The following is a 4,802-nucleotide window of genomic DNA, read 5'->3' on the forward strand; positions in this document are numbered from 1 at the left end:
TCAACCAGCCGAACGCGGCAGCCAATTAGGCTAGTTGCAAGCCCACGGCTTTAGCCGTTGGGTAGTTGACATCCAGCTATTCGCTTTGCACGGTGCAAGCAACGAAAACGCTCGATATCTACAAAAAAAAGCGCTAACGTTTCCTGCTAGCGCAAAGTTGGGGATGTTACGAGGAAACACGCTCTCTTTCTTTTGGGGAAAAGGTTGGAAGGAAAAGAATGGGGAATCATAGAGGAAATTTACGCATGTTCGATCCATTCATTCGTTTTGCCGCCCATAAACCGCACGGATTCAGCCACTACTTCTGTCACGTATACTCGTTGCCCATCTTTCTTTTCATAGTTTCTTGTCTGAATCCGCCCCATGACGCCAATAATCGAACCTTTCCGGCAGTAATTGGCTGTATTCTCCGCCACTTTCCGCCAAAGTGTACATTGAACGAAATCGGTATCAATTCCCCCTTCCGCATTGCGAAAATTTCTTGTTACCGCTAACGTAATGTTAGCGACTGCTGCTCCATCGGCGGTATATCGAAGTTCCGGATCTTTTGTCAACCGGCCGACGAGCACGACTTGATTAATCATGTTTCGACACATCCCTCCCTTCCATTTCGATGCATATTCATCATAATGGACTTCTATTTCTTCGTAAAATCATCATTTTTTAATTTTACATACCGTTTGTTTCCGCAATTATGATGGTCATACGGTCTGAACGACGTAAAATCGACAGCAAAATTCAATTTTTCTATATTCTCATCAAAAATAGACTTATCGAACCATAAAATGACAGCTCACCACATCGATACGGTTGCAATTGGGTAAAATATTAAATAGATAACGGGCACGTGATACATTTTCCCTCGGTCGTTGGAATATGCTATAATTTCTACAAGGACAATGTTGACGAGGTGATGGAATGAAGACCTTCAAGCTTGTGGGGCTCTCCGTTGTTTACGATGATTTGCACCAACAAGAAATCCCGTTTATTGATGGACTGATTATTAATAAAGAAGACGGACAAAATCGCTGGCTAATCGAAACATATTTAGATAAAGAATATGAATCGATATTTTCAGAACTGCAAAAAAGAAATGACGAATTCCGTCTTCAAGTAACGATTACAAACCGAAGCAACGATCCCGCCAATATGCTCGCAACTGTTCGTTCCATCACAAGAATGAACGACCATATCAGCGTGCTTATGGATGGATTGTTAATCCGAAGCAAAACAGATTTAGCGGAAGTGGTACTTGCGGGTCTTGTAAAAAAAGGGCTGCAAGGAGAAGCATTGTTGAAGGAATTTAAACAGCAATTGAACGAGCGCCGCGGCTTTAAAAACAATGAATCAACCATAAAGGGCTAGAATCACGCATCTAGCCCTTTTTCTTTATGGTGGAAACAAGCTGCGCAATGAGAACATAGCGCTGCTTCGCTTTGCCAATAAAATGGAACGGATAGCATGTCGTCACCGTTAATGTTGGACGAGGCTTTTCGACGAGAACCGTACGGTTGTTTTCATCCACGATGCGGACTTTTTTTACTCGATAAATAAACTGCTTCATTGTTGTTTCCACAATTAATTTGTCGCCAACACCGATTTGGCCCAATTGCCGAAATACAGTATCACGATGACCGGATAGCACCATATTATTCTTATCTCGTTCTCCCGGCAAAGCGCTTTTTGGATAATGCCCAATTCCTTTTCGCAATTGCCGCTCTTCTGTTCCATGATAAATTGGTATAGAAACGCCAAGCTTTGGAATCGATAACATCCCGATTTGCTCGCCAATCTCCGGTTTGGCGGCCGTATTTATAGTCATTTGCCGAGCAATAGGCGTTTTTCCTTTCTCTTCCAACGGTTTTACAGCATCGTACCCGAGCCAATAGGAATATCCATTCCAAAGTGCCAACACCAATCCTATCATTATACAAACCAACGCACCGTACGTTTGATATGTTTTCCACCGCCCGCTCATATGTCTCACTCCGCTAATTTGCTTCTTGCGCGCCAATAAACATAAGCGCCAAGCAAAACAAACAGAAGACCAAGCAACATATTGGCAAGATACGGAGAAGCGGTATCTGGCATTTTTTCGCCATACATTTTTTCTTTCATTTCACTTGCTAATGCGCTGGCGTCGATCAATTTTTCACCTGCTCGGAACACATATCCCGAAGTAAACATTTCTTCCGACAACTGGACATCGGAAAGCAATTCTCCTTTTTGATTGTATAGCTCGACCCGTAAATCCCGACCACCGAGCGTATCCATTGACAAAAGCCGGCGATAAGATACTTCCTGCTTGTCCCCGTTTTTCTCTAGGTAAAATTTCGGTTGTATTTCCAGCGCAGCCAGCACATCTTCCCAAATGGAAAACAATTGTTTCTGTTGCTGCTTCGTTAGCTGTGTTGCATCTTCCACTTGAAGAAACGGTTGTATGCGCGCGCTCAATGCTTCTAACTGTTGCTTCAAATTTTGGTGATGAAGCGATGCAATATGCGCAAATAAACGATTCGCTTCCTTTTCTGTAAACCCAATCGCCCCAAGCATATCATTAATTTGCTGCATTTGTTCGTTATGTCGCAAATAAAAGCCAACAGCCGCATCCAAGTCATCAATAAACGTATAATCTTGAACCGTTTCTCCAAACTGGCCAAGCAATGCTTCTAATTCTTCTTGTGTCAGTTGATAGCGTGTAAGCAGCTGATGGAAATTTTCTTCTGTAATCGGTGTACCGAGCCACTGCTTTAGCTCATCCATCGTCTGAAAATCTGCGACCGTCATCTGGTAATCATCTAAATAATTTAGTAAATCTTCCATCGTCCAGCCGATGCTGCTTATGTACTGCTCTAGTTCTTGCTTTTGGATTTGCGCAAATGCATGCGGTCCGTCATGGGCGATGGTGAAAACGAAACATGCGATGATGGCGAAGAAAAATCGTTTCAATGCCGTTTCCTCCCTCATAAAATATATACATTGGTAGTATTTTCCGAACTTCTATGTCTTATGTATAAAAACATATAAAAAGAGGCGGATACGAAAGTAATGGATTACTTTTCGTTCCGCCTCTTATGTATTTTATACTTCGTTTCCTACGGAAGCCTCTTGAAAATACGCTTCATAAAGCGCGCGAACCGCATCGGCCACGACTTCTTCTTTTACGCCGAACATCATGCTTACTTCCGATGAACCTTGGTTGATCATTTCAAGGTTAATGTTTGCCTTCGCAAGCGCCGCAGTTGCTTTTGCCGCCATCCCGACGGTGCGTTCCATGCCTTCGCCAACCACCATAATCAGCGCAAGTCCATGTTCGATATGAACTTCATCGACTTCCAGCTCCGTTTGAATGCGGTCTAAAATGCGCTGCTCTTTTCCTCCTTCTAATTGATTTTCCCGTAAAATAACGGACATGTTGTCAATGCCAGAAGGAGTATGCTCATACGAAATTCCTTCATCCTCTAGAATTTGCAGCAGTCTGCGGCCAAATCCGATTTCCCGGTTCATTAAATATTTGCTGATGTTAATGCTGCAAAATCCCGTATCACTAGCGATGCCGGCAATCGGTTCGTCATGATGGTTGCGTTTGGCGACAATCCAAGTGCCTGGAGCGGCAGGGTTATTCGTATTTTTCACACAAACAGGAATGCCTGCTTTATAAACTGGTTCCAGCGCTTCGTCATGAAACACGGAAAATCCGGAATAAGAAAGTTCGCGCATTTCTCGGTATGTAATTTCTTTTAACTGGCGTGGGTTTTCGACAATGGAAGGATTAACGCAATAAATCGAATCGACATCCGTAAAGTTTTCATACACATCCGCTTTCACCCCGGCTGCTACAATCGATCCGGTAATATCTGAACCTCCGCGTGGGAATGTGACGATATTCCCTTCCAATGAGTAGCCAAAAAATCCCGGAATCACTAATACGCCGCGTCGTTTTCGTAAATGATATAGCTTTTCATACGATTCCGGCAAAATTTGCGCATTACCCGGTTCATCCGTTACAATAATTCCTGCTTCCCGCGGATTGACGTAGCTTGCTTCTAACCCTATCTCCTGTAAATAAAGCGCCATCAATCTAGCGTTATGATCTTCCCCGCTCGCTTTTATCGCGTCCATCAAGCGGCACGGATCATGCCGATATTCGTTCATTTTCCAACGCAAATCCTTTTCTAGCTCTGCTGTAAATTCATCTGCCGGTAATTCCAGCTCCTTGGCGATTTCTGCATATCGTTTTACTACCGCCTGAACGATCTCATCGCATGCTTTTCCGTCCATAACCGCTTGCGCCAATTGAATAAGGATATCAGTTATTTTTATATCCTCTTTAAATCGTTTCCCCGGCGCCGATACAACAATAATGCGGCGCTCCACATCAGAGCTGACGATATCGGCGACTTTTCGAAACTGTGTGGCGCTTGCGACCGAACTTCCTCCAAATTTTGCCACTTTCATATTCCATAACCCTTTCTGTCTGAAAATCTTTTATATTTGTTTATCATACCACACTTTTTTATCAATGGTGTCATTATTTTTTATGAATTCTGAAAACGGTATTGCTGCGAAAATGATTTTCTGCCGGTACTTACTTTTGCGCCACATTGCCATTTTGCACATTGGCAATTCCTTCTTTACACACGCCATACGGAAGCCACGAACAGTTGGCGCATAAGTAATCTAAATCATCCGGCCGCACCTTTTGCGCTGTGAGCCGCACTAATTCCGATTATGAACCTCCCCCACTTATCGAAGTGGGGGTTTCCTGTTTTCCCTTCGGGGTGGATGCGTGATAGGATGGT

Annotated in this window: 5 protein-coding genes and 1 pseudogene; 1 reads left to right on the plus strand and 5 read right to left on the minus strand. The window is 43.5% G+C overall.

Going from position 1 to position 4,802, the window contains the following annotated elements:
- Positions 1-239: 239 nt before the first annotated feature.
- On the minus strand, positions 240-584 hold the full coding sequence (gene ssb, locus DCC82_RS01310; protein ID WP_015865176.1) for a single-stranded DNA-binding protein: 345 nt from the start codon (positions 582-584) through the stop codon (positions 240-242).
- 334 nt (positions 585-918) lie between these two features.
- On the opposite strand from ssb, the gene DCC82_RS01315 reads away from it, so the two are divergent.
- Positions 919-1,365, plus strand: a complete 447-nt coding sequence (locus DCC82_RS01315; protein WP_015865177.1) for a YwpF-like family protein — start codon at positions 919-921, stop codon at positions 1,363-1,365.
- Positions 1,366-1,375: 10 nt separating this feature from the next.
- Here the strand turns inward: DCC82_RS01315 and DCC82_RS01320 are convergent, their stop codons facing one another.
- The 4 genes and pseudogenes from DCC82_RS01320 to DCC82_RS17875 form a co-directional block, all read right to left on the minus strand.
- Entirely contained in the window at positions 1,376-1,978 is a 603-nt protein-coding gene (locus tag DCC82_RS01320; RefSeq protein WP_015865178.1) for a class D sortase, read from the minus strand.
- A gap of 5 nt (positions 1,979-1,983) precedes the next feature.
- Positions 1,984-2,949, minus strand: a complete 966-nt coding sequence (locus DCC82_RS01325; protein ID WP_015865179.1) for a processed acidic surface protein — start codon at positions 2,947-2,949, stop codon at positions 1,984-1,986.
- 132 nt (positions 2,950-3,081) lie between these two features.
- Entirely contained in the window at positions 3,082-4,458 is a 1,377-nt protein-coding gene (locus DCC82_RS01330; protein WP_062677831.1) for an aspartate kinase, read from the minus strand.
- 130 nt (positions 4,459-4,588) lie between these two features.
- Positions 4,589-4,729, minus strand: a pseudogene (locus DCC82_RS17875) (DUF1284 domain-containing protein); the annotation flags it as partial.
- Positions 4,730-4,802: the final 73 nt, after the last annotated feature.

The organism is Geobacillus sp. LYN3 (assembly GCF_003064505.1).
GTDB lineage: Bacteria > Bacillota > Bacilli > Bacillales > Anoxybacillaceae > Parageobacillus_B > Parageobacillus_B toebii.